Origin of the sequence: Thalassovita aquimarina, assembly GCF_018219815.1 — a bacterium.
Taxonomy (GTDB): Bacteria; Pseudomonadota; Alphaproteobacteria; order Rhodobacterales; family Rhodobacteraceae; genus Thalassobius; species Thalassobius aquimarinus.
In genome coordinates this window covers 64594-90780 of the sequence record NZ_JADMKU010000010.1, presented here as the reverse complement: position 1 = coordinate 90780, position 26187 = coordinate 64594, and the positions used below count along the sequence as shown (strand labels likewise).

Here is a 26187-nt window from a genome sequence, read left to right as displayed (position 1 = left end):
CCGGCACGCATCTGCCGGGCATGACCCGGCATCCGCCGGGGTGGGTTCAGGCGCTTGCGCGCCACTCAGATATGCGTCAGTTCGCCAGGGCGGCCTGCGCCGCGGCAATGTCCGCCTGCGCCTGCTCTTGCACGCCGGTCAGAACGGCCTGCACCTGGTCCTCGATGTCCGCCGCGTCATCGGCCAGCGCGTCGATCGCCGCCTTCGCTTCCGCCTCAAGCGCACCGACCAGCAGCGCGGCCTCACGATAGGCGGATGCCTTGGCGGAAATCACCGCCAGCAATGCGGCGCGATCGAGGCCCCGCGCCACCGCTTCACGATCAACCATCGTCAGTTCCGCGGCGCTCGCGCCCGCCGGATCGCGGGAAATTTCTTCCTTGATGCGATATTCGGCAAGCTTGCCGGCCGATGCCGGTTCCAGTTCGGCGCGATGCATGTCGGCCATGGCCGTGATCCGCGTCTTTGCCGCGGCCTTCAGCGCCGCCACCGCGACAGCCGGAGGGTATCCGTGACGCCCCACGGCGTCGGCAAAGGCAACGCCGCTGGTGCGCCGCCCGTCATGTTCAATGGTCAGGTTCATGATCCACTCCATCAGCTCATCAGAAGATTGGTGCCAAGGCCGGTCGCGTTATTGACGATCGCCCCGCCGTTCAGCGTGGTCACGCCGGAATTCGCGACGATGGCGACACCACCGCTGACCCCGAGATTGTGAACGCCATAGACGGCGCCGTCGAAGGTGGAATCGAGGAACGACGCCCTGACAATGCTTGCCGAGGCACAGTCCGCGATCGCCGACACGTCGGCCCCCGCCGTCACGTAGCTGTTGCGCAGCTTCACATCGACGCGAATTCCCCGGTCGAACCGGATCAGGCCGCGCAGCGCCGCGCTCCACGGCAGCCCCGCATCCACCTTGGCGGCGGTGAAATCCACGTCGACGTCGTTCAGATATACGCCGCCGGCGGTCTTGATCTGAAACCCCGCCAGGACGTTGCTTGTCACCTGGTAGAGACTGGCCAGAGGCTTAATGACCGGGTTTGCCCCCGCGCCGCTCTTGGTGAACTCGACGGTGCGCCCGGAGATCGTGCAGGTGGTAAGGTCATAAACCTTGTCCGACAGAAGCGTCAGCTTGACCAGGCTCGCGGCGGGCGCCGCGTTGATCGCGGAATGGATCGCGGTGAACGTGCCGCCTTCCACATTCGTCGGGGCCACTTCGTCCGGATCCACCGTCGCGGTGAATTCCATCTGTGACTTCACGACCCCCACCAGGTTGTTCGCCAGCGCCTCGTAGGCTTGCTGGTGGGCGACGCGGTCGGTCAGAAGCGCGAGCGCCTGCGCCTGCCAGTCATTCCCCGCAGCGATGAGTTCATCGATTTGTTCCGCACTTGTCGGCATTGCTTTCTCCTTTACTGAAGCGCCTCGATAGCGAGACCCTGCCGCATTTGTTCCTTGAAGATCAGAAACATGCTGCGCGCATGGCCGACAGCCAGTGCGAACAACAGGTCATCCGGCGCATTGACGACGACAAGCCCGTCTTCTACGCGCGAAAAGCTCAAAACGTGGTCGACCAGATAAGCGACAGACCCGGTCTGGCGGGCCACGACATCCAGCCCCGCCCAGATGCAGACAAGGTCGCCGACTTCATCGAAGAACCCGATCTCGCGCACACCGAATGCCTGCGTTTCCGGGCCGAACTCGGCCTTCACGCGCCACGCGTTCGGATCCACCATGTGGTGCGCCTCGATCGGCTTGCGCACGATCTCGTTGACCAGCCCCGTTTGATCGTAAGTCGGCGCATAGTTGCTGCCGCCACCATCCCCGAGGGCGATATGCGTGATGGAAACGGCGGCTGCACTTCCCGCGGCCGCCGCCAGCTTGGCTTCGGCCACATCCGTCAGAAGTGTTTGCGGCATCAGGTTTCTCCTATGGTCACGGTTTCCGCGATCGCGGGTTGAAGGATGAAGTCAGGCACGACGCGCCCCGAATAGGTATTTCCCGCGAACAGCGACGGCACGCTTGAAACGCAGATCACATTGCCGATCCCGTTGGCCCAGCCGCTGGCGGTTTCGTCCATCGTCAGGACCGCGTAACTCACCTGCAGCGGCAGCTTGACCGCGCGGGAAAACACGAGAGTGATTTCGTCGGCCGCGGTCACCGAAACGAGACTTATGTCCAGCGGACCGAAGCCGTCCTCGCACACGAAACCCGCGTCCTTAATGGCCGGCGTGTGCTCGGTGTTGATTTCCAGCCCCGCGCAATGCGTTGGCAGGTGATACTTGATCCGCACACGGTCACCATCCACCACGCCACCGACGATCCAGAGAGGATCCGTATCCAGCCCCTTCCTGACACGGTATTCCGCCAGCGCCGAAATACTGGCGAGCAGAACATCACCGAACTGCCCGGGATGAATGTTGTCCGCCAGCGGCGCGATATACATCGGGCCCGCCAGCACACAGCGCCCTTCCTTCGCCAGCTTCACGATGGCAGGGCGGCTTTCCCGGTCACGATCGACATTGTCGCCAAGGTTCACCTGCAGCGCGATTTTCGCCGGCGCCGGAAAATTGTACCGGTGCCAAGCCTCGTCCAGCGCATCGAACAGGGCGCGCAGATCGGCCTCATAGGTTACTCCGCCGCCTTCTCCCTGCGTCCAGTGCAGCATCGGCGCATCGGCCATTTCCCCTGCCGACGCAGCCAGGGCATCCCATCGGTTCAGGAACACCTCGACATTGGCGAAGTTGCTGGATCCCGGCGGAAACGCCCAGATACCGGCCCCGCCCTCCCAACAGGTCGCACCGATCTGGCCGGGCGTTGGCACGGCCTCCAGGTGCCGCCAGATGTGTTCCAGGGCCCAGCCCGTCAGGGTCATCGGAAAGTTTTCGCCCCACCAGCCGATATCCTCGGCCGCGGCGATTCCGGTCAGGTCGGCCGCATCGATCGTCGCCAGCCCGTCGCCAACCGTCTTTTCAGTGCCGTAAGCGTTCGCGACATTCGGCTGGAAGCACTTGTCGGGAAAGGGCGAACCGATGATCGCGCCGGCCTCCGGCTCCTGGCCGGATGGCCCCATGGTCGACTGCCCGTATCCGATGCGCCCCCAAAGCCCGACATCGCGTTCAGAACTCCGGCGCACGAAATGCACCTCGCTGCTGCGCAGCGACCGCACGGCGGCAGCGTTCGGAAACACCCCGGACAGGACCGAGAACGGGCGCGGTTCGGGATCAAGGTCCGCCTGATGCAACTGCGCCGATCGCATGCCGGCACACAGATTGCCGCCCACTCCGAACCGTTCGCCCAGACGGAAGATCAGCTTGCGCGACACCGGCGCGACACGCTGCACCACCGCGGTCATCGCATAAACCATCTTGTTGTCGATGGCGTTTTCGGTGGGTCCATAAAGCGATCGGCCGGCATATGCCGTGACGCGGAAGCTCCCGGCCTCCATGCCATCCGCCACGCCCTCCGGCTCGAACCATTCCAGCAATTCGGAATCCACATCGAACGCCGCCAGCGCAGCCCGGATGGCGTAGGGCGTTCCCTTGTGGCGGTGAACCTCGGCGCTGGCTGCGATGACGCTCCGCTTCACATCCTCCGGCCAGTCCAGATCCCAGACATCGACCGAGTGTTCCCATGCCAGGTGATCCAGCAGCCCGACATCAACCGATGCCGGGTCTTTGGTGATCATCTGGACCGGCAGGCTGAACAGCCTCTCTTCAAGGATATCCAGCGCCCTGGCCAGCGGCGTGGCGGTCGGCGGCAGCTGCGTTCCCTTCAGATCAAACATCGCGCCAGCCCCCGGTAATCGACTGCACGGTCAACGTGATGCCGGTGCAGTGGGATGCATCGAACGGCCCGATCTCAACGTCCGCTGCGGGCGATGTCAGCTCGACATCCACCACGCCCTGCACGCTCAGCGCAGCGGCGATCGATGTCCGGTACAGCTTTCGCCCGATCCGAATCCGGCCGTTCACGAATGCTTCGGCCGCCGCCTGCGCCGTCGCCTGAACGACGGAAGCGGTTTCCGGCGTGGTGACACGCAAAACCGCTTCGATCGCGTAGGGAACGGGCTGCGCCGATACCACGGTCAGCTTGTCCGCAACCGGGCGGCGCTTGTCGACGGTGCAGTGCTGGAACACAGCATCAAGCAGGGCCGCGTCCGCCGTCCCGTCGCCCTCGCTGGACAGGATGACCATCTTTGGCTCCGCGGGCGGAATGGCAGGAACCAACCCATGGTTCGGCCCATAGACCGCCACGTCCACAACCCTGTCATCGGCATCAAGCGCCCAATAGACATATGACCCTTCGGGCCCATGCGGCGACCACGCTTCGATCACCAGCTGGATGCGGGCGCGAAACGCCTCGTCGCTTTCCAGCACCGGGTTGGCAGGATCGCTGCTGTCCAGCACCTTGCGCAATACGCCGCGATTAGCACCGATCTGGTCCAGGTCATCGCCCCGCGCGGTGGACAGGAACACCGATCGCACCGCCTCGTTGATACGGTTTTCAAGATAGAGTTCACGCGCCGCCGCCGCCTCGTTCAGATAGCGCATCGGGCTGGAGGCGATGTTGCGGGCCAGCGCCATGACCTCCGCCACCTTCGCCGCGTCGAAGACTTCGGAAAGCTGCGCCTCCAGTTCGACCAGCCGGGCCTCCAGGATGGCGTCGAAATCCAGCACGCCGATCGCGGTCGGATCCGGCAGCGTGGACAGGTCAAGCGCGGCAAAGCGGCTCATGCGGCAAGGCTCCAGTTGTCCACCCGGTCGCGCAGAACGCGGATGGTTTGTGTTTCGTTATCGACCTTGGTCATATCGCCCATGTGGGCATTCGGCAGGTGGTTGCCGATCAGGGTCATGGTGATGGCTCCGCTGGCCGAGCCTTCAACCTGGACATCTGTCAATTCGAACCGCGGCTCCCAGCGTTCCAGCGCCTCGGCCACGGCCACGTAAAGCGCCAGCACGTTCGCGTCGTTCATCGGGGCGTCCACCAGCGCGGGAACTTCCGACCCGAATTCACGCCGAAAAACACGGGTATTCAACCGCGTGACCAGGATGGTCTGGATGCTTTGCACCACGTGCGCCCACCCTTCGACCGCACCACCGGTATCGTGATTCAGATCCATGTCAGATCAGGCGTCCGATTTACGGGCCTTGGTCGCGGCCTTTTCGGCATCCGGCTTGGCATCCCCGGACGGCGCACCCCCGGCAGGCTTCAATCCGCTCCCACACGGCGGCAGGTAGTACTTCGCCTGCGCAGGCGTCAGGGAAACGGTTTCCCCCGCCTCCCTGTAGGCCCCGGCGATTTCGCGGCCCTGCGTCACTTCATAGTCCTGCGGCGCGGCACTTTTTTTCTCAGTCATGATCAACTCCGTCAGTTTGGCGTTCCTGTATTGTCGGCGCCGGCCAGAACCCCGCCGTGCTTGTGCGTGTCCCCGATATCGGTGCCGTTATGCGTGACCTGGCCACCGGCAAAGGCAAAGCCCGACGCCGTGATGGTCAGCGCCACTCCACCAACGGACAGGGCGATGCTCGATCCGCCACCGCTCACCGAAATCCTGACATCGCCAACAGATGCCAGAACCTGTTCGTCACCGGCCACGGAAGGCCGGCCGTTTGCATCCGAATTCAGACTTCCCTGGATGACGGCGTCGTGCAGGTCGCCACTTTCCGACGTGACCTGCACCTGCTGCCCGACCGACGGCGGGTTATGCGTTTTGTTCGCACCTGCCGAGGGTTCAGCCCAGGGGATCCAGCCGGTCACAAATGGCCTGTCGCCATCCTGCAGCCTGACCCTTGCAAGCCCCTGCGCAGGATCGACCTCGGCCACAACGCCAGTGCGCGATTGCGCCCTCTGACGTCGTTCCAACTCGCTCAGCCTGCGGCGCAGGTCATCAATGATCTCCGCCAAGGATGACATCACCCAATCCCCGCATCGCTGGCGGCCCCGGTCACCACAACGTCGCGCTGAACCCCGCCAAACGTATAAAGCCGCAGCGTTTCGGCATCCTTCACCGTCATGCCGGTCAGGCGCTCGAACTCGGCATAATTCCCGGCCTCGGCGGCGCCGAGAAGCTGCCGGAACATCGCCAACTGCGGCACGTCGTACTGCTCCATCAACGCCATGAAGCGCATCCAGGCGCCGCCTTCCGCCAACGGCTGGCCCAGACGCGGATCCGCCAGAACCTCTACCGTCAGCCTGGTCTGTCCAGCGGCAAGGCGCACATTCTCGGCTGCGCTGCTGGATCTGAGGTGTTCCTTGGCCACGTATCGTTGAACGAAGTCGCCGAAGACCTGCGCCCATTCATTGTCAGGGTCGGTCAGGACACGGCCAATCTGCACATCCAGAACATCCAGAACGGCTTCAAAATGCGCATCCGTCGCCGGGAAGCCCTCGACAATACTCGCCTCGCCCGTGGCCTTGTCGGTCTGCGCCATGGTCAGCGACACACCGCTGTTGAGCATGATATCCACACGCCCATTCGATCGCAGGCCGGTCTGTGCCAGGTCCTGTGACTTGGCGGCATCCGTATAGACCGCGATGAATGGGCGCTGCTGGTCACTGCGCAGCCGGCCATCCGCCGTCTGGTCGATGGCCGAAATCTGGCTGTCCAGCACGTTGTCTCCGACCAGCGTACCGCCCGCCTTCAAGGCCTGAACCGCCGCGATCCGCAGCGCCATCATGGTCATGGACATCAGCTTGCATCCCCAAGTTCGCAAATCAGACGAAGATGCGAACGGTCATCGACCGATTGAACTTCGAAGACCGGCTGGGCCTCGCGGTCCAGCGCCACCACCTTGTCGCCCTTGCGCACCACCAGATCCGGGTAGGTCGCGCGATCGATGCGCAGATAGCCACCATCGGCCGTGACGCCGGCACGGGCCCGAACACCGCGCCCGAAATTCATACCCTCCGCGCCCCGATCGCCGGTTCGCAGTACCGCGGCGATTTCAGATGCGGCGCGGCCCGGGTCTTGCTGCCCCCCGGCCAGCGGAAGATGACGGACGGTCTCGGACCACACATCGTCCACTTCGGCCTTCAGGTCCTCGCGCAGCGCCGGGTCCATCAGGTGGCGGGCTGCAGCGCGGCCAGTTCGGCTTCAGCATCCGCCAGCTGAGCGCGTGCATCCTCTTCGCCATCCGTACCAGCCGCACCCGCCAGCAACACATTCGCCTGTTCGACACGCTCCTGCGCCGCCTTCAGCTTGGCAGCAGCTTCCGCGGCGACCTTTTCCGCATCGCTCTGGCCACCACCGGGTTGCTTCGTCGCGGCCTTTTTCTTCGGAGCCTCGCAAGGATCCGCAAACCGATCATGAACGACGTGATCCGCATAGGCTGCGGGAAGATAAACCGGCTCCCCGGCATTCACCTTCTTGTCTTCCTTCTCGCCGACCACTTCGGCGGGGATGGTCGCGTTGGTGCGAAACGCCACCCACTTCTTCTTCGGTTGTGCCATGATTGTCTCCTTCACAGGCTGGATTCCGAAGCGCCGCGCGGGCGCTTGGGGATGCAGCCAAAGGCCCGGCGCTGAACGCCGGGCCCATTCCCCGCCTTGGTCACATGAAGTCTCAGGCCACAGTCAGACGCCGCAGCGCCGCCGGGCGGGTGCACAGGTTGATGACGTTCATCTGCGCATCCAGGTGCCGGCCCTTGCCGTTCGGCATGGCATATTGCCGGGCGTAACGCGGCAGGCCGATCGTGTTCACGGTGTCTTCGTAATCCGCCGGACCGAAACGGGTCAGGTACATTTCCGGCACCCCGACCGGGAACACGCGGGCCTCGTCATCGGCGATGTATGCGGCATTGCCGTTGGCCACCGTCGCCTTCTTGCCGGTGCGATAACGCTCCCAGACCACGCCACCGAACTCGAACTTGTCGGGAATTCCTTCGCGCAGAACGCTCGCGCCACTGTGGTTCAGGAAGGTTTCGCGAACTGCCTTCTGCCCCCAGAGATAGGAATGGAAGTCACGGCCACACATGGCATGAATACCGGAATACCCTTCGTCCAGCGCATCTTCGATCGCGTAGACAACGCTGTCCTTGATCAACTTGTCCAGCCCGGCCACGTCACCGGCCCCGATGCCAAGCGCCACAGCCGCAGGGACCGCGATACCGAACCGGTCATAGAGGTTGTGAAGAACCTTGCCGGACTTCGACACGATCAGCCCCTTGATGGCCCCGATGCGGTAGTGTTCCAGCGTGTTGTCCATCGCGCGGGCATGGCGGAGTTGCTTGGAGTCGATGCGCGACTGGATGGTTTCCAGCATGTCATCGCTGCCCAGCTGGCGCACACCCTGCACTTCGTCCGCAAGGATCGCATCGTTGATCTCGAAATGATCCATGGCGAACGGGATCTTGGTGCGATCGCTGTCACCGACGGTCACGCCGGGACCGCCGCGCGGCGTCGGCTCGATCAGGTTCAGCGCACCGTTTTCTTCTTCGACCTCGATGGTCGTGACATTCACGCCATCCTCTTCGAAGATGCCCAGATCGCCGATCTGGCCGGGCACGAACGGCTTGTCGTTCAGCGCGGCCGTAAGGGCGATGACGCTGAACTGCGGGTCGTTGAATTGTTCCATGGCTGCCTCCTTAGCGCGCGCGGATGCCGACAGCGTTCAGCTGTGCGATCTTGGCATCGATTTTGGTCTGGTCATTCACCGAGGCGTCGAAAGACAGCATCGACTGCTTTGCCTCGGCATCGCGGTCGATGATGGTCACCTCGACATCGGCACTGGTCGCATCGACGCCATAGGCCAGGATGGCCGTGGCGGTTTCCGCGCCCTCGATGCCCACCGTTACGGAATCGGGCGAAGGCACGAATTGACCGGCATTCGCGGTCACCTCGCCCAGGACGGTGCCAGCCGCGACCTTGCCGGTGCCGGACGGGATGGTGCAGGTGGCGCGCGACCGCCGGCCGCTTGCCTCGGACAGAAGAAACGACAGGGCGCGGGTTTGCATGGTTGCGTTTTCCATGGCTTATGCCTCCTTTCCGGCACGACGGCGGGCGTAGATGCCCCCGGTGTTGATGGTTGCCTTGGGCTTTCCCGAATTGCCGGGCGCGGGCTGCGCGAGATCCGCAGCCGCGCTGCGACTGGCCTGATACCCCGCGGGATCCGGCGCATCCCCGGCCTCTGCCGTGGGCGCATCACCCGCCGCCGCCTTCAGGGCGGCGATCGCGTCTTCGGCAGGCATGTCGGTGTCGAAGGCCAGGTGCTTTGCAAGCACTTCATGCCCCTTGGCGGCATCGTCTTCGGTGATGGCCTTGATGCGGGCCTTCACGTCGGCAGCGCTGGCCCCTTCCACGCCGTTTGCAGGTGCGGGACTGGCGGGTGTTTTGTCCGCCGCTTCAGGTTTGGGTGCCATGGTCGGTGTCTCCTTTTCATGGTCCTTGGATTGTGCGGCGGACGCCGCTTTTCTGGTTGCGGCTTGGAAGGACCACTTTTCCTTCCTCGCCATCGCCACGAGCTTCTTGGGGGCTTGGGCGTAGACCCGGTAATCGAAGGCGGCGACCGCCTTGGCGCGACCGCCCTCGGTATCGGTCGCGAAACCACGATCGACCGCCTCTTCGCCGGTCAGCCACAACTCGTCCTTCATGTCCTCGCGGATCGCCCCGGCGTCTTCGCCGGTCTGTTCCGCGTAGATATCGGCCATCAGGTCGGCCAGCTTGTTCAGCTGTTCCGTGGACTTTTCGTGATCACCCGCGTTGCCCCAGGTGAACCGCGCCGGGTCGTGGATCATCATCAGGCTACCTGCCCGCATGGTGATGCTGTCGCCCGCCATCGCGATGACCGAGGCCGAGGATGCCGCGATGGCATCGACCACCACGGACACGTCGCCGCGATGCGCCTTCAGGGCGTTGTAGATGGCAATCCCGTCGTCCGTGTAACCGCCGCCCGAGTTGATGCGCACGGTCACATCCGCATCGCGCCCCTGCATCGCCAGCGCATCGATGACCTGGGCCGCGGTGAACCCGTCACCCCAAAAGTCATCCCCGACGAACCCGTAAAGCACGAGTTCGCCATCAACCAAGATGGTCATGTCAGTCTCCTTGTCGGTCAGGTCCAGCGAATCCGCTTCGCAAATCTGGTGCGTGTCGCCCCGCCGGTCGCGCGGGCGCATTCCGCCTCGTACCGGGCAATCAGGGCCGCCAGACGCCGGTCATTCGCCCGCATGAACGTCACTTCCTCGCCATCGATGCGCACGGTTTCCCGCACGCCTCCGGTGCCCAGCTTCAGCTGCATCTTCTTCAGCGCCGTGACGACATCGCAGGGCTTGGTGATATCGATCGTATCCGCGCCGATACGCACGGTGTTCACCACGGTCATGGCGCGGGCTCCGTTTCGATGATGGGCTGATGATCCTTGGCCGCGTAGGGCGATTCCATCCCGGCATCCACATAGCGCTGATGCTCGCGCTGTCGCTGCTCGAACAGCGCGTCCGGATCCACGCCCAGGTCGCCGGTTTCGATGGCGATCGAACTGGTGCCGTTCTGCAGCCGTTCGCTGGATGCGCGTGCCGCCTTCTGATCGTCAGCGGTCGGCTTTGCCGGCCCCTGCCAATTGGCAGCGCTCACCCGGTCACGGTGCGCCCGGAACGCCTTGTATCCACCCTTGAACGGAATGCGCCCCTCACCGATTTCTTCGTCCAGCCAGTTCGCGTAGACCATCTGGCACATGGGCGCTGCGATACGTTCCCGGCGGCGCAGAACCACCGGCCAGATGCTGGAATTTTCCATCCGCACACTGGCGTAGGTGGCATCTGTGTAGTCCATCGTCAAAGCGCCGTAGGTGCAACCGATGGCCCGTGCCATGTCGCGCGCCAGGCTGTTTGAGAACGGCAGGAAATCCTGCCCCGGAACCCTGGCTGTTTCCAGCCCCAGCTTTTCGCCCGGACCAAGATGCGACACCTGCGGGTCGGCCCCGACGGAAATCCGGCTTTCCGCCGCCCGGTCCAGCTGCGCCCCCAGGAAACCCAGGTATTCCTGCGCATAGGAGGTTCCGCCATCACTTTCCTTCAAGACCTCAAGCGCCTCGTATGCGTCTTGGCTTGGCGCCTCGCTGGTCAGCGTGATGGCGAAGACCGTCTGCAGAATCGCCATCTGCAGGGTCGCGTCATCCAACATTTCCGCCTGGATGTGTTTGCGGAATGCCGGTGTCAGCTGTGAAATCCCGCGCACGTCTTCCGAATCCATCGGGTCGAAGATGTGCATGACCATCGGGCGGCCGTCTGCGTCGAACGCAGCGAAGTCGCGCGTTTGCTTCAACCCGCTTGCCGATGTCTGGAACCGATAGGCGACCGCACGGCCATTCTCATCGTGACGCACACCCTGGTACAGACCTTCGAAGTCATTGGTGTCCTGCACCAGACGGGCCGGCGGATACAGGCGCAGCTTGGTGCCGGTGGTCAACCCGTACTTGCGGCGGCGATCATCCGCGAAGAAGTCGAAAACACCGGTGACCTCGCCATAGGCGATATGCCAGCGCAACCCGATGTCCACCATCTGAGGACCGGTCAGCTTGCCGCGCATTTCGCATTCGCTGGCGTTCTTCCAGTAAGCGTTCCAGCGACGCTTCACGGTGCGGATCCACTCGGCCTTTTCCACATCGTCAAAGCCAAGCCCGGTCATGTCCGGATCCGGCGAAAGCGTCAGGCCGACCCCCACCGTGTCGGCCAGCACCTGGTCCGTCGCCCCCTTCAGGCGCCCGCTGTTCTGGATCATGTCCATGGCCAGTCCCGCAGCCCGCGACCATGACCGGCGAACGTCTTCCCTGTGGCTGGTCAACGGGGCCACACGGGAAGCGATGACCCCGCTCTTGGTGTCGCGCATGTAGCGGGCGGTCGGGCGCGGAACCGAAATCGATTCCGCTTTCTTCCGCGCCACTTTCGGAATGCGGCTTGCCGACAGTTTCACTTCACCGCTCATTGCGTCCGGTTTCTCCACTTCGACCGCGCACGCTTCTTCGCCTGCGCGTCTGATGTTTCTTCGTTTTCAGGCGCGGCGCCCGGCATGTCGACATTCGGACGCGCCGCCATCAGCAGGTCTTCGAAATCACCCTGCACGTCTTCCGGCGGGCATTCGCGTTCGGCCATCAGCCGGTCCCACTCGGTATCCGGCAGGTTGCGCACGCCCAGCCGGATCGCGGCGGCTTCTGCCTGAAGGTGGGTGTCCAGACCTTCGTTGGCCTGGTTCGGATCCTTCACCCACAGGTATCGGGTGAACCCGGATTTCGCCTTTTGCGCCTTCCTGGTTTCCGCCGTCATCTGCCGGTAGAACTCGTCTTCCAACCCCTTCGGCAGGGCGATGAAACCGCGTTCTTCCGGGTCGGTCTTCTTCAGGTTCCGGTACAGCCCCATCTTCAGGACCGACGAGGCGAAGTTGTAAAACCGCTTCGAGTACCGGACGATCTTGCCGCGGCGATTGCGTTCCTTCTTCACCTGCGCCAGCAGCGGGGCGCTCTCGGGATGAACGCCGCGCACCATAATGACCCGTGCGGCCGGGTGCCTGCGCGCCCAATCCCACACGTCTTCGGTGTAGGCGTTGCCGTCTATGGCCAGAAGGTCGATCTCGATCTTCCGGCCATAGGCATTCCGGTACCCCTGCCGCAGCAGGCCGTTCAGCTTGGTCTGGCATTGTTCCTCGGAAATGTGCCCGTTGAACACGCCATATTCGACAACCGCGCGGCGCTTGTTCCGGCCCCACGCGACCACCTGCCATTCCACCCGGTCACCCTGGCAGTCCACGCCGCAAGTCAGCAGCGGGTAACCCGCCGGGATGGTGCCGTGGGCGTAATCCGATTCCGATGCGCGATCGCGGATGTCTTCCCAGGGCGGCGCCTCGCCAAGAACGCGATACGCCTTGCCCACCACGTCGTTCCAGAACGTCTGCTCCTTCGGCGGATCGCCCTTCGCCGCCAGCCATGACCGCGCGATCCGCTCGAACGACTGAAGCGGTGAATAGGCCGACCAGAGGTAGAACGAGCGGTGATACCGCTTCATCTTCGGGTTCGCCGCACGCCATTCCACGCGCGAGATTATGTCCGCGCGATGGTGATCCTCGATCGCGCAGCCACACTCGGGACAGGTGAAATGCGCGCGCTCCGGATGATCCTCATCCAGACTTTGCAGCATGTTTTCCCATTCCAGCACCTGCATGAACTCGCAATGCGGACAGGGGACGTACGGGAACTCCTGCGACCCGTCTTCGAAGTTCTTGGTGATCCGACAGCCCGGAATGACCATCGGCGTCGAGATCTTGAATATCTTGGCGAACTCGCGGCCTTGGCTGCGGCTGTCCGCCTGGTTCTCCGGATCACCGGCGCTGTTCATGTCCCACTTGGCAAGGTCATCCTGAACCTGCCGGGACATGGACACCTGGCTCAGCGAGGCGGGCGAGTTCGCACCGGAAATCAGTATGGCGCCGCGACCGTCACGGCGCTCCTTGTAGAACACCGAATCCTGCCCGTCGCGGGCCTTCATCGGGAAGATATTCTTCAGCGCCGTGGTGCCTTTCAGCATCGGCTGCAGCTTCATCTTCGACCAGCGCCGGGCGTTTTCCTCGGTCGGATGGACATAGAGGAAGTCACCGGGGTCCATGTCCATTGACCCTCCGGTGAAAATATTCGCCAGAACGGTACCGCCCAACTGCGCCGACTTCGCCAAAGACACGATCCGGCAAGGATCATCCGGCGAAAGTGCGCGCAGGATTTCATCAAAATAGCGAAACCGCTGGCGGTTGTACGGGCCGGAGAACTCGCTTTCGCGCTCCGAGAACTCGATGTTCTCCACTGCCCAGGTCAGATAATCGACCGGCGGCGGCGGCTCCAGAACATCGGCCAGAACATCATGCACCATCCATTCGGCGCTGGTGACGGAGATATCCAACATCAGGATTTGAGCTCCAGGTTTGTGGTGACCTCCTTCGGCGTCTCGGACGCCAGCGCGCGCTGCTTCATCGTCGCCGTCTTGCGAACATTGCGGAATTCATTCTTCAGCAAATGCAGCGCGTCCCGCTGGGGAATGTCGAACTGCGATGCCAGCACCGCGGCGAAGTCCGTCAGCGCCCCTTCAAAGATCTGCATCATCATCCCGGCGACACGGGTCATCTGTTCCCGTGCATCGTCGGCAGACATCAGCATGCCCTGTCGCAGGGCTTCTTCCGCCGACTGCATGCGATTGCGCCGCAGCTGTTCTTCCAGCTTCGCCAGCTTCAGCTGGTCTTCGACCGTAATGGCCTTGGGCGCTCCGCCAGCGGCGGGGCCCGGGATCGATGCCGCCTCCTGCAGCGGTGCGACGTCGGCCGTGCTCGCCTGCGGCAGGGCCAGCGCGGGCTGATCTCCGCCCCCCGAACCGGCTCCGGCAACCGTCGCCTCTTGCGCCGGCGTACCCGCAGTTGTCCGCGTGGCGATTCCATTGCCCAGCGACTGACCGATATCGCGGTTGCGGCGGACCTGCTCCACCGCCACCTGGTAGATCACCTTGCCGCTCTTGCCCGGCTTGGTGAACGCATCGCCGCGCAGGATGTCCTTCGACTTCCATTGGCTGACCGCCGCCCGGCTGACCCCCATGGCCCGCGCGAACTCGGCCTGCGACATTTGCTGCAGTTCGGCTTCCATCACTGATCCGTTCAGTCCGTTGCCGGTCGGGCCGACCTGTTAAGCCCCCGGCGTTAAGCGAACCCCCTATGTGTTAAGGCTTTCAAAAATCCGTCTGACTACCGAAACCCCGGGCTGCTCCCGCACCGCGTGCGGTTGGGGCGGGGTACGGTCCCTAGTCCGGCCAGGGCCGTCAAAGGCCCAGGGCGCGGCTGATTTCGTGGTCCAAACGGCGCGGCAGGTTCTGCTCCACGCTCCGCTCGAAGGCTTCTGCGGTTGCGCCGTCCACCATTTCCTCGGGGATGAAGACGCCGGACTTCACCTTCTTCAGGTGGAACCGGCCCTCGCTCATCCTGTCCATCACGTGCCCACCGAACGCGGTCAGGTCCACCCGGCGCGGGAACGCCCCGCCCCGGAAGAATGTGCGCGGGAACAGCTCGCGCCCGCGCCCTGCCCCGAGATTGGCAACCACCCCCTCGCGGGTTTCGCGCTTCTGGAAATACTTCAGAGACACGTCACCGCCGGCGGACTTCAGCGTGTAGGTCAGGTCACTCCACGACGACCGCTTGACCTTCACCGATCGGCGGATTGTCTTCTGCGGCAGGCCAGTCTGCTTCGCCAGCGCCTTGATGACCTGCGTGCGCGCCATGTCGCCGGTGCGGTTGATGGCCCGGTTCGCCGCCTTGGGCGCTTCGGCCCCCAACGACCCCAGCATGTTGTCGAACCGCTGCAGGCCCTTCATATCAACATCGCCCACGCTGAACATCGCCTGCCCTCCGCTTCGATCCCGCGGGTCATCGCGGCCCTTATCCGCCACCCACGGACCACACCGCTTTCGCGGCCTGGTTCTTCAATGAAAAAGGCCAGCCGCGGGGTTTCCGCGACCGGCCTTCGAGGTGGGGAAGTTGGAAAAGATCAGGTGCGCTTCATCGCAGCCTCCGTTGCTGGCGTTCACGTTCGACAACCGTCAGACATGAAAAAGGCCCGCGCTTGTCCAGCCGGGCCATTCATCCATTGCAGCAGCAGCGTCACAGGCGGAAGCGCTATCGCGTGGTCGCCCGGACTTGACGGCATACGGTCGGAAACGGGTGCATCACTTGCGCTTCGAACCGCCCGGAGCGATGGCATGTATCTTTCAACAGGGGCCACCGAACCTTCGTCTGTTTCCAACTGTTAAGGGAAGATGATGCGGTGCGTCAATCCCCCTTAACAATCTGTGGTGGTTCTTAACGCGCATCCCCGGGTACGGGCAGAAGTTCCCTCCAATCGAATTGCGCCGGCGTTTCGCGCCCGAACAGGTCCAGCATCACGCGGATGTTCGGCCCGTCGACCTCGACCACCTTGGCCTCGAAATCCTGAAACGGGCCGGCCGCGATCCGCGCCACCTGCCCCGCCTCGAATTCATGGCTGCGCTTGACCATCTGGTGGCATTCGGGCGACAGCATGCCGCCGCCCCAGCGACGCATCAGGCTGATCACTGTGGCGGGCTTCATGACGATCGGGCGCCCGCCGGTGCCCATCACCCCCATCACGACATCCAGCGCCATCAGGTCGGCCCACCGGTTCTGATCGGCGGGCCATCCGACGAACATCCAGTCCACCAGCAGGGGCTGCGCGACGCAGACCCGTTCCGGGCTGAACCGGTTCTTGCGCCGCCACACCTTCTTGACCGGCAGGAACACTTCGAACCCGGCGCGGCGCAGCAGGTGTTCGGGCAGGAACACGCGGTCGCCGGTGCCGGTGATGCGGCGCTGCCGGGCGCGGCCCGCCCGGTCGCGGTAGGTTTCGAAATCGCCACCAACGGTCACGGTCCTGATGCCGCCGACCTGCCGGCGCTTGATGCGCACCAGAAGCCAGACCATGCCCTGCGCCTCGATCTTTTCCATCATCATGCTGCGCCATCCCGCTTGACCAGTTCCGAAATTCTCAGGCAGTCCGCGGAAGCCTTCCTGCGCGACAGAAGCCACGCCTCATCCGCCTCAGATACAAGCTTGCCGTCAGATCGCCGCCGCTCGATATCCGCGATCCGCCGCAGCGCCGCTTCAGCGTCCATCTTGATCCCGGTCACGTCATGCCCCTTTGGCCATCGGCGCGGGCGCTGCCGTTTCAGCCAGCGCAGAAGCTCCGGCGCGAAATTACCGGCGATGGCATCGCGGCCCAGATCCCCGGCAAACACCGCGCGGATCAACGGCGATCCGTCATCGTCAGGCGGCTGGATATCCGCCGCCGCCGCCAGGATCTTGTTCGGGATGGGAATTTGATCGCCCGACTTGCCGTCAGGGTTCGCCGCGACCTGTTCCATCAAGGCTTCAAGGTTGATCGCCGTCATGTAGGCCAGCTTCGGACAGATCACCTTTTCAACAACCTTGTCGAAATCCGCCACCTTTGTGAATCCGCGTGGCCTGCTCAGCCCCAAATCCAAAAGCGGATTGATCAGAATATCACGGACCCGCTTCTCGCCCGCTTTCTGCTGTTCACTGTCCATCGGTCTTGCCCCCTTTCTCAGCACTTCCGCCCCATCCACCGGCACCCCGGCCCGCGGTCGGTGCGATCCGGTGTTTTCATTTCTTTTTCATTTCGTTTCGTTTCTTTTCAGCGGTCACGGATTGCGGCCAAAAAAAGGGACCGGTCGCTGGAAAACATGGAAAATTCCGTGTTTTTCCGTTCCGGTTCCGTGATTTTCCGTGATTGTCACGGAATATTCTGTGACCGTCACAGAATGTCACAGTTCCGGCGGCCCTCATTGGGCGCTCTCCACCATGAACTGGTCCAAGGCGGCGCGGATCATCGCTTCGCGGCGCTGCACCCCCTCGAAACGCTTTTCCAGCCAATCGTTGAACCTTTCAACGAAGTCCGGGTTGGCCAGCAGTTGCTTGGCGCCGATGCGTTCGATCATTTCGCGCAGGTCCGACAGGCGCTTGTTCAGCCTGCGCTGTTCCGCCTGCGCCGCGTTGCGCAGCTTCGATCCCAACGCATCCTTTGCGACTTCCGTGACCACCTTATGCGCAAGCCTGATTTCCCCGTTGTCGCAGCGAACCCGGTACCAGCCATGCAGCGGCGTGATGTCCCGCTTCAGAAGCGCCTGCCAGCGTTCCAGCGGCAGGTTGAGGTCGAAGGCAATCTGCTGATCATCGCAGGGAAGCGTTCCGATCGGCGTGCCGTCCTGGGCGATGCAGAACAGCTGGAACCCGTACCACCCGACTTCCGGGTCCGCCTTCTTGCGGAACATGCTGCCGCGCCAGCGTTTCAGGTTCCATTGCAGGAAGTAATGCGAATCCAGCCGGTCGGTGGCGGAAATCGGGTATTCCTCCAGCTCGCCGCTATCGACAAGATGGATGGCTTTTGCCTGCTCATTCATGATGGGCCCCTTTCCCTGAGTTCGCGCTGCAGGCAGCACCGGCACCATGCGCCGCATATTCCATCGCCGCCGCCAGGATGCGTTCCTGCATGAGTTTCGACCCGCGCTGATAGGCGCGCTGCACATAGTCGCGGCCGAAGCCCAATTCGCGGCTTGCCTCGGCCATCGAGCGGAACCGGACCGGGCCGATCGTCACCCGCTTCGCGCGGTACTGCCCGCGCCGGTTCGGCAGGCCGATATCGTCCGGGCGGCCCGCCGCCAGGCGCTTGTAGACATGGTCGACCCCGACATCGAAATGCGCGGCACAGGCTTCGGGACTGTCGAAACGCTGGCCTCGCACGGATACCGGCATGGGCGCCGGACCATTCAGCCCGAGCCCGACCCGATCCAGCGTTCCGGCGCGGGCATGGGCGCGCACCGTCGTGGCCGTCACCCCAAGACAGGCGGCGGCGTGGTCGGCATCGCGGTAGATGACGCCGCGGATCTGCAGGTTGCGATGCCGCCGGGTCATGCGTCACCCCCGATCGCCGGGTAAGGGGCCGAGGTCAGGCCATAGGCTTCCAGCAGCTTCAGCACCCCCGGCACCACCCGCAGGCGATGCCAGCGCTGTTCGACCGCGACACGCTCGCGCTTCAGCCCGAAGGCGATGCGGTCGAAGGGAACACCCTTGGCCCGGTGCGTCAGGACGAAATGGTCATCGCTCGGCGACCATTTCGGGTGAAAGACCGAAGAAAGCTTTTCCGCGGCCTTGGCGGAGCTCGTCCTTGCGCTCATAGAAACGCCTCCTGCACCTGGGCCGACGCCTGCACGCCTAGGGCGTGCGCCTGCGCCACCGCCTTGCGCACGCGGTGCCGGGCGATATCGAAATAGGCCGGATTGAGTTCGATCCCGATCGCGCGCCGGCCGGTCAGCGCGGCGGCGACCAGCGTGGTGCCGGACCCCATGAACGGATCCAGGACGGTCTGCCCCGGCTGCGTGAAATCAAGCAGCAGGTCGCGCATCAGGCGCCACGGCTTTTCGGTCGGGTGACCGCCATGCCTGTCGGGCGGATTGGTCAGGTGGGTGTAGACGCCGCGCTTGCCGCCCGCGTTCCACTTGGCATATCCCCTGCCCGCCCAGGCGGTGACGAAGCATTCCGCCCCGGCCGCCGGGCCCTGCCCGTTCAGTTGCGGCGTGCTGTCGGGCTTCACCCAGATGCAGGCCCGCTTGTATTTCATCGGCGACGGGTTGATGACATCGGCCCAGCGGCCGCAGCCCTCGGGCGTGCAGAAGACGATGAACCAGCCCCGGCAGATTTGCGCGGCCCGATCCGTGAAGTCGGCGCGGATCTCATCGATGCCGGCGAAATCCAGCCCGCTCAACTCGGCGCCGCCATCGGTGCGCAGGGCACGCGTCGCGCTGTTTTTCGCGTCATGCAGCGATTGTTCGTAAGGCGGGTCCGAAATGAGGTGATCGACCCCTTCAAGCCCCGGCATCAGCGCCATCGCATCGCCGAGGATCAGGCGGCAGTTGCCGATCGTGATATCCGTCCCGATCGCCGTCATGCGGCACCCCCGAAACGTTCCAGCAGCCGCTCCAGCCGGGCGCCTGGAACCGCCATGGCGGTTGCATCGGACAGCGAATGCACGGAAACCTCGAAATCCAGGAACGCCGCCGGGTTCGAGGCCAGCGCGCGCAGCTCGGTCAGGATGAATGCGCGATCGGAGCCGCTGCGATCGGCGCGCTCAAGGATCGCCCCCACCATGGCGACCAGGTGATCGGCGTTGAACTGCACCTCGCCCCGGATCAACATGCCACCCCCCTGAAAAAAGGGGCGCAGGCCAAAGACCCGCGCCCGAGGTTCAACAGGGAGGTAAATGCGGTCTTCGCCGCCATCAGGCACCCGCCGGCGCCCGATCCGTGAATGTTAAAAAAGGCGCGGGGCGACGGCCGTCCTAACCCGACCCGCGCAAAGTCGCCGCCCCCTACCCAAGACCAGCTTTCAGGATATGCACCGGCGGCGGTCATTCGGCGGCCTCAACGCCAGGAAGCCCCCGGAACGGCAGGGCCGGGTAAACGATGTCGCCTTCCGGCGAACCGTTGCGCAGCTTCGCGCGAAAGTCCTTATGGGCATTGTGCCAACGGTCAAGTTCTTCCGGCGTGGTGGTGAACCCGCGCGCCTTGATCACACGCAACGTTGTGAAATCATGGGTGCGGGGAATTTCACCCCGTTGCGTCCAGGCAGCGGCGGTCACATAGTTTGCGCCGTAGTCATTCGCAATGTCGATAACCGACTGCCAGATGCCAAAATACTTGCTCATAACGGGTAAATTATACATATTGTATTGATTTGCAACCCGTTTTGTATAACTCTATTCGCTATGTACTCGGTTATGGAAATTGCTGACCGCCTCAGACAAGCGCGTATCGAATCCGGCTGCCGCTCCGCACTGGAAGCCGCCCAAACACATGGCTGGACGGCCTCGACCTATGCCGCGCATGAAAACGGAACCCGCATTCCGAAGCCGAAGGACATCGCCAAATATGCCGCTGCCTTCAAATCCGACCCATGCTTCATCACCTACGGAACGAACCCGCAACAGACCAGGATTGCCGGCGTGTCGGAATCCGCTCTGCGCCAGGTCGTCAAATTCGTGATGCAGCATGAAGGCGCGAAAGACGCAGACGAAGATGTCATCGCGGACCTGATCATCGATCTATGCCATTACGTAACGCGATCGGGCGAAGGCGGTCTGAGCAATATCGTTGATTTCGAGATGCGCCGCCGCGCCGCTCAAGCTGGATGACATTGCGCTCAAGCCGCCGTCGCACGGCAGGTATGTCATTGCAGACATAACCGATTTCCGGCGCTGAATACCCCTCTATCACCCGGTCTCTCCGCACCTCTGGATGCAGCCCTAGCGCCCCATAGGTACGACGGACAGGATTCTGCAGCCAAGCCCACAGGCAGAAGCTGGTCCAGCCAATCGTATCGACGTGATCCAGCAGGCGCAGCATCATTTGCGGTCCTGCGGGAAGGCGCCGGTATTCCGGCAGGAAATAGCATGCATGCAGTTCGGCCTGGGCGGCAATATCCGTGTCGCGATTGTCCATCACATGGGAAAACCCGACGATGCGCCCGGCATCTTCCAGGACGTAGGTGCAGGACAATCCAGGATCGACGATTCTTCGCCGCCACTGTTCCGCCCGCTCCAAAATCCCGCGCTTTTCATGCAGCCCAAGCGGCAGGAACGGGTAGCATTCCGCCCAGCAGGCCACGTGAACAGACGCAATGGCTTCTACATCTTGCATTGACGCAAACCTGATATTATACATTTTGTCGATTCCTGCAATTCTTCTCGACACCAGAATACACAACCTGGAATTTCTTGGAGAACGACATGTCTGACCCCACAGCAGACGATCTAAAGGCACGCCTCAACGCGCTCGCCACGGACAGCAAGACCTTGCGGAAACCGCCGCAACGTATCTCGATAGGCACAGCCATTCTTGCCGCCGGTTTCATTTCGCTTGGAACCGGCATGTCTGTCGGCTACGCGATTGCCCCCGCAGCGGCGCAGAGCAGCGTTTTGATCGAAAAATCAGGATGGGAATGGCTGGTGCTGGAAATTGCGCAGAAACATGACGTCTTACCTAATGCGGCGGAACGTATTCTGACAAAAAAGCTCGGACTGCAATACGAAAAAGGGGTGCTGATGCACCCCTGATCCGTTCCGCCTGATATGCCTGCCGGACGGCGCGTCAGCCGTCCGTCAATGGGGTGGCACGGTAATAGAGATACACCACCCCATACCTGGATGATTTGCGCCAATGGGTCTCGACAGTCATCCCCCTCAGGTCCAGCTCCTGCGCCCCATATTCACCTTCGAATGTCAGCCGTGAAATAACGGCCTCGTTGACATCCGACATGGGCTTGTCTGCTACCAGAACCTTCCCATCCAGTGCGATGATAACCCCACAGAAATTACAAACCTCGAAGGATGGAAGCATCGTTTTCGGCGGCACCGTCATCATCACGACACGCTGCCCCCTACCGGATCCGTTCGGGACCGCCATCGTGAAAGGCAAGAAGACCTGACCGGACTGCTTGCCGACAACCGGGTCACCGACACGAAGTACCTTTCCAACGGCATTCGTCGCACCCAGGAAATAGGACCGTTGCGACAGGTCCTTCGCGCCGAGAAACGGAATCCAGTTGTAGCTGTCGAACATCAACTGGCCGTTCTCATCGATCGCCAGGATCGACCGGAAATAGGTGCTTCCGTTTAGAATTCGCTTAAAGGCGGAATGCCCCTCGCTGCTGCCAGGGTCCGGGTTTTCGATCAGATAATCTGCCGCCCCTCGCATGATGTATTCGGCAAGCGCCATGCGGCTTTCGCCCAGCTCGAACACAAGATCTATTGTCGCCCTTCCGGTCGGGCTTGCAGATGCAGCCACGGGCAGCATCACAAAAAAAATAAGCGCCTTAATCATGTCATTGAAACCACTTCCAACAATCAGCAAATTTTCTACCCTAAGCTTTAGCACACGCATAGCAATTTTCCCCGCCTGAAAACGTCCTACGGTTGAGTTATACAAAATGTATTGACCGATCAATACGTATTGTATAATTTCGACGGTGTTTTATGCATTTCGGATAGACACCATGCCTTATGACAGACCGAACCAAGTGAGCGCTACCGACGAAGCCGCAGGTGACGTCATCGACTTCGTTTCGAAGCTGGTGATCATCGTCGCCTTGGCCACGGCCCTGATCCATTCCACCTACCTTCTGTGGATCGCGCATGTGCTGCGCAACGTGGGGGCGGGATGATGAGCCTGCATGCAAATTTCGCCCGCCTGCCCGCCTTCCTCGCCCATCTGGAACGGATCGAACCGGAGGCGCAGAAAGACGCTTTCGTCAACGAAGTCATGGAAACCGGCGGCACCTACATGACGCCGCAACCCGACACCGAATCCAGCCACATGGTCGAACTCAACCTGCATGGCGTTGTGGCCTGGGGCAGCGACGAGGCCGAGGCGATCCGCAACTGGAAGAAGGCCGCGCGCCGGCAGCTTCCCGATATCGAAGGCGACGGCTTCATCACCGTGCACCCGCCGGTGTCGCCCTTCGCGCACCGGGTGCAGCCATGACGCCGAAACATGTTCACCCCGCCGGCATTCGCCTGATTGCCGGCCACCTGGCCGGGGGTGCGATGCTCGCCGCCTCCGGCCTCTTTTCCAAATTCCGACGGGCGCGCGCAGCTGCCACCACTCACGATGAACCGCAGCGCGCGCCCCGGCTGGTGGTGGACAACTCCGCCAGCTTCGATTGCCCCGAATGGCCCGCCTGCGGATGCCCGGGCGGCACCGTGCGCCCGGGATGCCCCGGCCTGAAAATGCCGGAGGCGTCCAAATGAACGCCCCCGTCCGCCAGCGCTTCGAAGACATGGAACCGGCCCAGCAGGCCGGGATCCTGTGCAACGACCCCCGGTTCCAGAAATTCGCCGCGATGCGTTGCGGCGCGCCGGGCGGTCAGTTCAGCGCCAGCGCGAGCGCCGAATACCTGCGCCAGTGCTGTGGCATCGACAGCCGCCGCGAACTGTCCAGCGACCGGGCGGCGCAGCACCAATTCCGGATCCTGCGCACCGAATTCGACGCATGGACCGGCAAGATCGCAAGTCAACGTTAGGAAAGGATCAGCCCAGTGATGACCAAGAAAAAATCGCCCCCTGAAATCGCCCCGCACGACCCGCACGACCCGTTCAAGATGCGCACGATCGAACAGATCCTGACGCTGTTCGACGGCGGCGACTTCCTGACCGAAATCATGACCGGTCATCAGAAGTTGATGCAGGACCTGCTGGACCACAACGCAGAACACGGCTCGAAGGGCTGCAACGGCAGCATGACGATCCAGCTGTCCTATGCGGTCGGCAATGCGGGTGATGTCGGCATGGGCGCGACGGTCAGCTTCAAGCCGCCGAAGAAACCCGCCAGCAGCGCGTCCGCCTACATCAACGATGCCGGCGAACTGACCCTTTACAGCCCGATGATGGCGCGGATGCACAGCGGCGTCCGTGACGTCACCCCGTACGACCCGGAAACCGGCGAAGTGCGCGACGTTTAATCCCCTTCTGCTGAGCAGGCCGCCCGCGCAGAGGACGCGGAAAGGCTTCAGCAAAGCGCCGGGCGGGCAACGAAGGGCCACTGACCCGCCCGCCCGGACGTCAACACACCACCAAAAGGAACCGACCATGGACCACGAAACCGCAGACCAGTTCGCGCAGGCGATGAAGAACACCGCAGAAACCATGCGCGACGTGATGGCAGATATCGGTCATCACGATGTTATCGAGGCAGCGACTTACGAAGACGCCGAAACCGACCACACGCCGTTCAACACGCCGCACCTGGTCACGGTGCCTGAAAAGCGAAAAGTCGAAGACCTGACCGAAAAGCACCGCAGCGCCGCAGAATACCTCAAGCCTGCCCGCCGCAAGGGCACCGCGCGCTTTGCCGACCTGCAAAGCCTGATCGACTGGTCGAACCGCTTCAAGGGCGACACCTCGGCGCTGTTCGCCAACCCGGACATGTCCGCGCCGACATTGACCTGCATCGCCGACTATCACGCCGAAGGCCCGGCGGATGTGGCAAGCCCGATGGGTGACGCCAGCGCCCGGCATTGCCACCACCGCGCGATCTATGACTTCCCGCTGTCGGACGAATGGAAGGCATGGATGAAGATTTCCGGCGAAGCGCTGGAAAAGGACGACTTGGGCAACTTCATCGAAGAACGCGCCATGGACATCATGGACCCGACGCCGGCCATCCTGTCGGGAACGCCGAGCGACAAGAACCAGCCATTCGAAAACCGGCTGATCGAGATCGCGCAGAAGATCGAGGGCCGCTACGGACAGCTAACCCAGCTGCTGGCGATGTCGAAGCAGTTCCAGGTTTACGAATCCAGCGACCTGACCGTGAAAAGCAACCGCGACACGGGCGAGGCGCAAATCCAGTTCCTGAACGAACACAAGGGCGCGGACGGCAAGCCGCTGAACATCCCGAACCTGATCATCATCGCGATCCCGGTCTTCCTGGGCGGCGCGCCTTACCGGATGTCGGTGCGCTTCCGCTATCGCAAGGTAGGCGCACAGGTGCGGTTCTTCCTGTCCATCCACAATCCGGAAAAGGCGTTCGAAGCGGCCTTCAAGGAAGCGATCGCGGAGGCCACCGAGGCCACCAGCCTGCCCACCTTCATGGGCAACCCGGAAGCCTGATTTCTCTTTCTGGTCCGCCGCGCGCGGGCCAGCGACGGAAACCAGCCACCCCACCTGAGAGAACAGCATGACCAGAACCATCTGCATCTACCACGCAAATTGCGCTGACGGCTTCACCGCCGCTTGGTGCGTCCGCTGGGGGCTTGGCGATGAGGTCGAATTCATTCCGGCCAGCTATGGCAGCGAACCGCCGGACGTGACCGGCGCCGACGTGATCATCGTCGATTTCAGCTACAAGCGCCCGGTGTTGGAGCGCATGGCGCTGTCGGCCCGGTCGATCCTCATGCTCGACCACCACAAGACGGCGAGGGAAGATCTGGCCGGTCTTCCCAGACCTGCCCCCACTTGGGCCATGCACCAGAGCCATGCAGGGAACCCCTCCGCGCGGTTCGACATGACCGTGTCCGGGGCGCAGCTGGCATGGGACTATTTCTGCCACGGCGCGCGCCCGGCGCTGGTCGAATACGTGGCCGACAGGGATCTTTGGAAATGGGAACTTGAACATTCTCGCGAAGTCTCTGCCGTGATCGGTTCCATAGATCAGGCATTCGACACCTGGGACAGGCTGTCGACAAAAATGGAAACCGAGTGGGAACTTATCGCCCTTGCCAACGAAGGCGCAGCGATCCTGCGCAAACACGACAAGGACGTCGGCGCGGTTCTGGACCTCACCACGCGAATGATGGTGATCGGCGGGCATCGCGTACCGGTGGCAAACGCACCCTACTCCATGGCTTCTGACGCCGCCGGGCGACTGGCCGAAGGCAACCCTTTCGCAGCGACCTATTTCGACGGCCCGGACGGCCGGGCCTTTTCACTGCGATCACGTGGCGATGGCATCGACGTATCCGCGATCGCCAAGACCTATGGCGGCGGCGGCCACCGCAACGCCGCCGGGTTCAAGATGCCGATCGGCTGGGAGGGCGAGCACCCCACGGCAGAGGGTCATTGCGACGAGATGGTCCGCTTGGCGACCCAGTCAAACTAATCCA

The 26187-nt window shown here is 62.9% G+C and carries 38 protein-coding genes; 9 read left to right on the top strand and 29 right to left on the bottom strand.

The features are described 5' to 3' along the window. Positions 1 to 76: 76 nt before the first annotated feature. The 27 genes from IT775_RS12430 to IT775_RS12300 all read right to left on the bottom strand — a co-directional run bounded on the left by IT775_RS12430 (position 77) and on the right by IT775_RS12300 (position 20236). The gene (locus IT775_RS12430) at positions 77 to 580 is read right to left on the bottom strand and encodes a hypothetical protein (protein WP_212701435.1); all 504 of its coding nucleotides are present in this window, start codon (positions 578 to 580) and stop codon (positions 77 to 79) included. An 11-nt stretch (positions 581 to 591) separates the two neighbouring features. Then, on the bottom strand, positions 592 to 1392 hold the full coding sequence (locus IT775_RS12425; RefSeq protein ID WP_212701434.1) for a hypothetical protein: 801 nt from the start codon (positions 1390 to 1392) through the stop codon (positions 592 to 594). Between the two features lie 11 nt (positions 1393 to 1403). Further along, positions 1404 to 1910, bottom strand: coding sequence for a phage tail-collar fiber domain-containing protein (locus IT775_RS12420; protein ID WP_212701433.1), 507 nt, complete (start codon positions 1908 to 1910; stop codon positions 1404 to 1406). Further along, a complete protein-coding gene (locus tag IT775_RS12415; protein WP_212701432.1) occupies positions 1910 to 3778 on the bottom strand; it encodes a phage tail protein I in 1869 nt (622 codons plus the stop codon). Before IT775_RS12415 ends, IT775_RS12420 begins: the two co-directional genes overlap by 1 nt. Next, positions 3771 to 4727, bottom strand: a complete 957-nt coding sequence (locus tag IT775_RS12410; RefSeq protein WP_212701431.1) for a baseplate assembly protein — start codon at positions 4725 to 4727, stop codon at positions 3771 to 3773. The genes IT775_RS12415 and IT775_RS12410 overlap by 8 nt, the downstream gene beginning before the upstream one ends. Next, positions 4724 to 5113: a GPW/gp25 family protein gene (locus IT775_RS12405; RefSeq protein ID WP_212701430.1), complete on the bottom strand. Its 390-nt coding sequence runs from the start codon at positions 5111 to 5113 to the stop codon at positions 4724 to 4726. Before IT775_RS12405 ends, IT775_RS12410 begins: the two co-directional genes overlap by 4 nt. Before the next feature lie 6 nt (positions 5114 to 5119). Beyond that, on the bottom strand, positions 5120 to 5350 hold the full coding sequence (locus IT775_RS12400) for a hypothetical protein (protein WP_212701429.1): 231 nt from the start codon (positions 5348 to 5350) through the stop codon (positions 5120 to 5122). Between the two features lie 11 nt (positions 5351 to 5361). Further along, positions 5362 to 5907 (bottom strand): phage baseplate assembly protein V, encoded by a 546-nt coding sequence (locus tag IT775_RS12395; protein WP_212701428.1) that lies wholly within the window; start codon positions 5905 to 5907, stop codon positions 5362 to 5364. Next, positions 5907 to 6683: a hypothetical protein gene (locus IT775_RS12390; protein ID WP_212701427.1), complete on the bottom strand. Its 777-nt coding sequence runs from the start codon at positions 6681 to 6683 to the stop codon at positions 5907 to 5909. The genes IT775_RS12395 and IT775_RS12390 overlap by 1 nt, the downstream gene beginning before the upstream one ends. Then, complete coding sequence (locus IT775_RS12385) at positions 6683 to 7054, bottom strand: Hint domain-containing protein (protein WP_212701426.1); 372 nt, start codon at positions 7052 to 7054, stop codon at positions 6683 to 6685. Before IT775_RS12385 ends, IT775_RS12390 begins: the two co-directional genes overlap by 1 nt. Beyond that, the gene (locus IT775_RS12380) at positions 7054 to 7443 is read right to left on the bottom strand and encodes a hypothetical protein (protein ID WP_212701425.1); all 390 of its coding nucleotides are present in this window, start codon (positions 7441 to 7443) and stop codon (positions 7054 to 7056) included. The genes IT775_RS12385 and IT775_RS12380 overlap by 1 nt, the downstream gene beginning before the upstream one ends. Positions 7444 to 7555: 112 nt before the next feature. Next, the gene (locus tag IT775_RS12375) at positions 7556 to 8566 is read right to left on the bottom strand and encodes a major capsid protein (RefSeq protein WP_212701424.1); all 1011 of its coding nucleotides are present in this window, start codon (positions 8564 to 8566) and stop codon (positions 7556 to 7558) included. A 10-nt stretch (positions 8567 to 8576) separates the two neighbouring features. Continuing rightward, positions 8577 to 8960 carry a head decoration protein gene (locus IT775_RS12370; RefSeq protein ID WP_212701423.1) on the bottom strand — a complete coding sequence of 128 codons (384 nt, stop codon included), beginning with the start codon at positions 8958 to 8960 and terminating at the stop codon, positions 8577 to 8579. Positions 8961 to 8963: 3 nt separating this feature from the next. Continuing rightward, entirely contained in the window at positions 8964 to 10025 is a 1062-nt protein-coding gene (locus IT775_RS12365; protein WP_212701422.1) for a head maturation protease, ClpP-related, read from the bottom strand. A gap of 17 nt (positions 10026 to 10042) precedes the next feature. Continuing rightward, positions 10043 to 10312 carry a hypothetical protein gene (locus IT775_RS12360; protein ID WP_212701421.1) on the bottom strand — a complete coding sequence of 90 codons (270 nt, stop codon included), beginning with the start codon at positions 10310 to 10312 and terminating at the stop codon, positions 10043 to 10045. Then, entirely contained in the window at positions 10309 to 11910 is a 1602-nt protein-coding gene (locus IT775_RS12355) for a phage portal protein (protein WP_212701420.1), read from the bottom strand. Before IT775_RS12355 ends, IT775_RS12360 begins: the two co-directional genes overlap by 4 nt. Beyond that, entirely contained in the window at positions 11907 to 13871 is a 1965-nt protein-coding gene (locus IT775_RS12350; protein ID WP_212701419.1) for a phage terminase large subunit family protein, read from the bottom strand. The genes IT775_RS12355 and IT775_RS12350 overlap by 4 nt, the downstream gene beginning before the upstream one ends. Further along, positions 13871 to 14599 carry a hypothetical protein gene (locus IT775_RS12345; protein WP_212701418.1) on the bottom strand — a complete coding sequence of 243 codons (729 nt, stop codon included), beginning with the start codon at positions 14597 to 14599 and terminating at the stop codon, positions 13871 to 13873. The genes IT775_RS12350 and IT775_RS12345 overlap by 1 nt, the downstream gene beginning before the upstream one ends. 172 nt (positions 14600 to 14771) lie before the next feature. Beyond that, a complete protein-coding gene (locus IT775_RS12340) occupies positions 14772 to 15344 on the bottom strand; it encodes a phage tail protein (RefSeq protein ID WP_212701417.1) in 573 nt (190 codons plus the stop codon). A gap of 460 nt (positions 15345 to 15804) precedes the next feature. Further along, the gene (nusG, locus tag IT775_RS12335; RefSeq protein WP_212701416.1) at positions 15805 to 16470 is read right to left on the bottom strand and encodes a transcription termination/antitermination protein NusG; all 666 of its coding nucleotides are present in this window, start codon (positions 16468 to 16470) and stop codon (positions 15805 to 15807) included. After that, positions 16467 to 17063 carry a hypothetical protein gene (locus IT775_RS12330; protein ID WP_212701415.1) on the bottom strand — a complete coding sequence of 199 codons (597 nt, stop codon included), beginning with the start codon at positions 17061 to 17063 and terminating at the stop codon, positions 16467 to 16469. The genes nusG and IT775_RS12330 overlap by 4 nt, the downstream gene beginning before the upstream one ends. Before the next feature lie 255 nt (positions 17064 to 17318). Further along, a complete protein-coding gene (locus tag IT775_RS12325) occupies positions 17319 to 17936 on the bottom strand; it encodes a hypothetical protein (protein WP_212701414.1) in 618 nt (205 codons plus the stop codon). Beyond that, positions 17929 to 18447, bottom strand: coding sequence for a hypothetical protein (locus tag IT775_RS12320; RefSeq protein WP_212701413.1), 519 nt, complete (start codon positions 18445 to 18447; stop codon positions 17929 to 17931). The genes IT775_RS12325 and IT775_RS12320 overlap by 8 nt, the downstream gene beginning before the upstream one ends. Next, positions 18444 to 18710 (bottom strand): hypothetical protein, encoded by a 267-nt coding sequence (locus IT775_RS12315; protein WP_212701412.1) that lies wholly within the window; start codon positions 18708 to 18710, stop codon positions 18444 to 18446. Before IT775_RS12315 ends, IT775_RS12320 begins: the two co-directional genes overlap by 4 nt. Continuing rightward, entirely contained in the window at positions 18707 to 19480 is a 774-nt protein-coding gene (locus IT775_RS12310) for a DNA-methyltransferase (RefSeq protein ID WP_212701411.1), read from the bottom strand. Before IT775_RS12310 ends, IT775_RS12315 begins: the two co-directional genes overlap by 4 nt. Beyond that, positions 19477 to 19728, bottom strand: a complete 252-nt coding sequence (locus tag IT775_RS12305) for a hypothetical protein (RefSeq protein ID WP_212701410.1) — start codon at positions 19726 to 19728, stop codon at positions 19477 to 19479. The genes IT775_RS12310 and IT775_RS12305 overlap by 4 nt, the downstream gene beginning before the upstream one ends. A gap of 211 nt (positions 19729 to 19939) precedes the next feature. Beyond that, positions 19940 to 20236, bottom strand: coding sequence for a hypothetical protein (locus tag IT775_RS12300; RefSeq protein WP_212701409.1), 297 nt, complete (start codon positions 20234 to 20236; stop codon positions 19940 to 19942). A 24-nt stretch (positions 20237 to 20260) separates the two neighbouring features. Between IT775_RS12300 and IT775_RS12295 the strand changes: the two genes are divergently transcribed. Then, the gene (locus IT775_RS12295) at positions 20261 to 20722 is read left to right on the top strand and encodes a helix-turn-helix domain-containing protein (protein WP_246525548.1); all 462 of its coding nucleotides are present in this window, start codon (positions 20261 to 20263) and stop codon (positions 20720 to 20722) included. On the opposite strand, the gene IT775_RS12290 is transcribed toward IT775_RS12295, so the two are convergent. After that, positions 20625 to 21227 carry a GNAT family N-acetyltransferase gene (locus IT775_RS12290; RefSeq protein WP_212701408.1) on the bottom strand — a complete coding sequence of 201 codons (603 nt, stop codon included), beginning with the start codon at positions 21225 to 21227 and terminating at the stop codon, positions 20625 to 20627. The two genes, IT775_RS12295 and IT775_RS12290, sit on opposite strands and share 98 nt — an antisense overlap. A gap of 89 nt (positions 21228 to 21316) precedes the next feature. Between IT775_RS12290 and IT775_RS12285 the strand changes: the two genes are divergently transcribed. Then, the gene (locus IT775_RS12285; protein WP_212701407.1) at positions 21317 to 21643 is read left to right on the top strand and encodes a hypothetical protein; all 327 of its coding nucleotides are present in this window, start codon (positions 21317 to 21319) and stop codon (positions 21641 to 21643) included. 34 nt (positions 21644 to 21677) lie between these two features. On the opposite strand, the gene IT775_RS12280 is transcribed toward IT775_RS12285, so the two are convergent. Next, positions 21678 to 22532 carry a PDC sensor domain-containing protein gene (locus tag IT775_RS12280; protein ID WP_212701406.1) on the bottom strand — a complete coding sequence of 285 codons (855 nt, stop codon included), beginning with the start codon at positions 22530 to 22532 and terminating at the stop codon, positions 21678 to 21680. Positions 22533 to 22605: 73 nt separating this feature from the next. Here IT775_RS12280 and IT775_RS12275 point away from each other — a divergent pair, with 73 nt between their 5' ends. The 7 genes from IT775_RS12275 (at position 22606) to IT775_RS12245 (ending at position 26183) form a co-directional block, all read left to right on the top strand. Beyond that, the gene (locus tag IT775_RS12275) at positions 22606 to 22749 is read left to right on the top strand and encodes a hypothetical protein (RefSeq protein ID WP_212701405.1); all 144 of its coding nucleotides are present in this window, start codon (positions 22606 to 22608) and stop codon (positions 22747 to 22749) included. Continuing rightward, positions 22749 to 23069, top strand: coding sequence for a hypothetical protein (locus tag IT775_RS12270; RefSeq protein WP_212701404.1), 321 nt, complete (start codon positions 22749 to 22751; stop codon positions 23067 to 23069). Before IT775_RS12275 ends, IT775_RS12270 begins: the two co-directional genes overlap by 1 nt. After that, complete coding sequence (locus tag IT775_RS12265; RefSeq protein ID WP_212701403.1) at positions 23066 to 23335, top strand: hypothetical protein; 270 nt, start codon at positions 23066 to 23068, stop codon at positions 23333 to 23335. Before IT775_RS12270 ends, IT775_RS12265 begins: the two co-directional genes overlap by 4 nt. Next, positions 23332 to 23607, top strand: a complete 276-nt coding sequence (locus IT775_RS12260) for a hypothetical protein (protein WP_212701402.1) — start codon at positions 23332 to 23334, stop codon at positions 23605 to 23607. The genes IT775_RS12265 and IT775_RS12260 overlap by 4 nt, the downstream gene beginning before the upstream one ends. Positions 23608 to 23625: 18 nt before the next feature. Continuing rightward, positions 23626 to 24045 (top strand): hypothetical protein, encoded by a 420-nt coding sequence (locus IT775_RS12255; protein ID WP_212701401.1) that lies wholly within the window; start codon positions 23626 to 23628, stop codon positions 24043 to 24045. A gap of 127 nt (positions 24046 to 24172) precedes the next feature. Continuing rightward, a complete protein-coding gene (locus IT775_RS12250; protein ID WP_212701400.1) occupies positions 24173 to 25195 on the top strand; it encodes a DUF2303 family protein in 1023 nt (340 codons plus the stop codon). Positions 25196 to 25262: 67 nt separating this feature from the next. After that, positions 25263 to 26183, top strand: coding sequence for a DHHA1 domain-containing protein (locus IT775_RS12245; protein ID WP_212701399.1), 921 nt, complete (start codon positions 25263 to 25265; stop codon positions 26181 to 26183). The last annotated feature ends 4 nt before the right edge of the window (positions 26184 to 26187 follow it).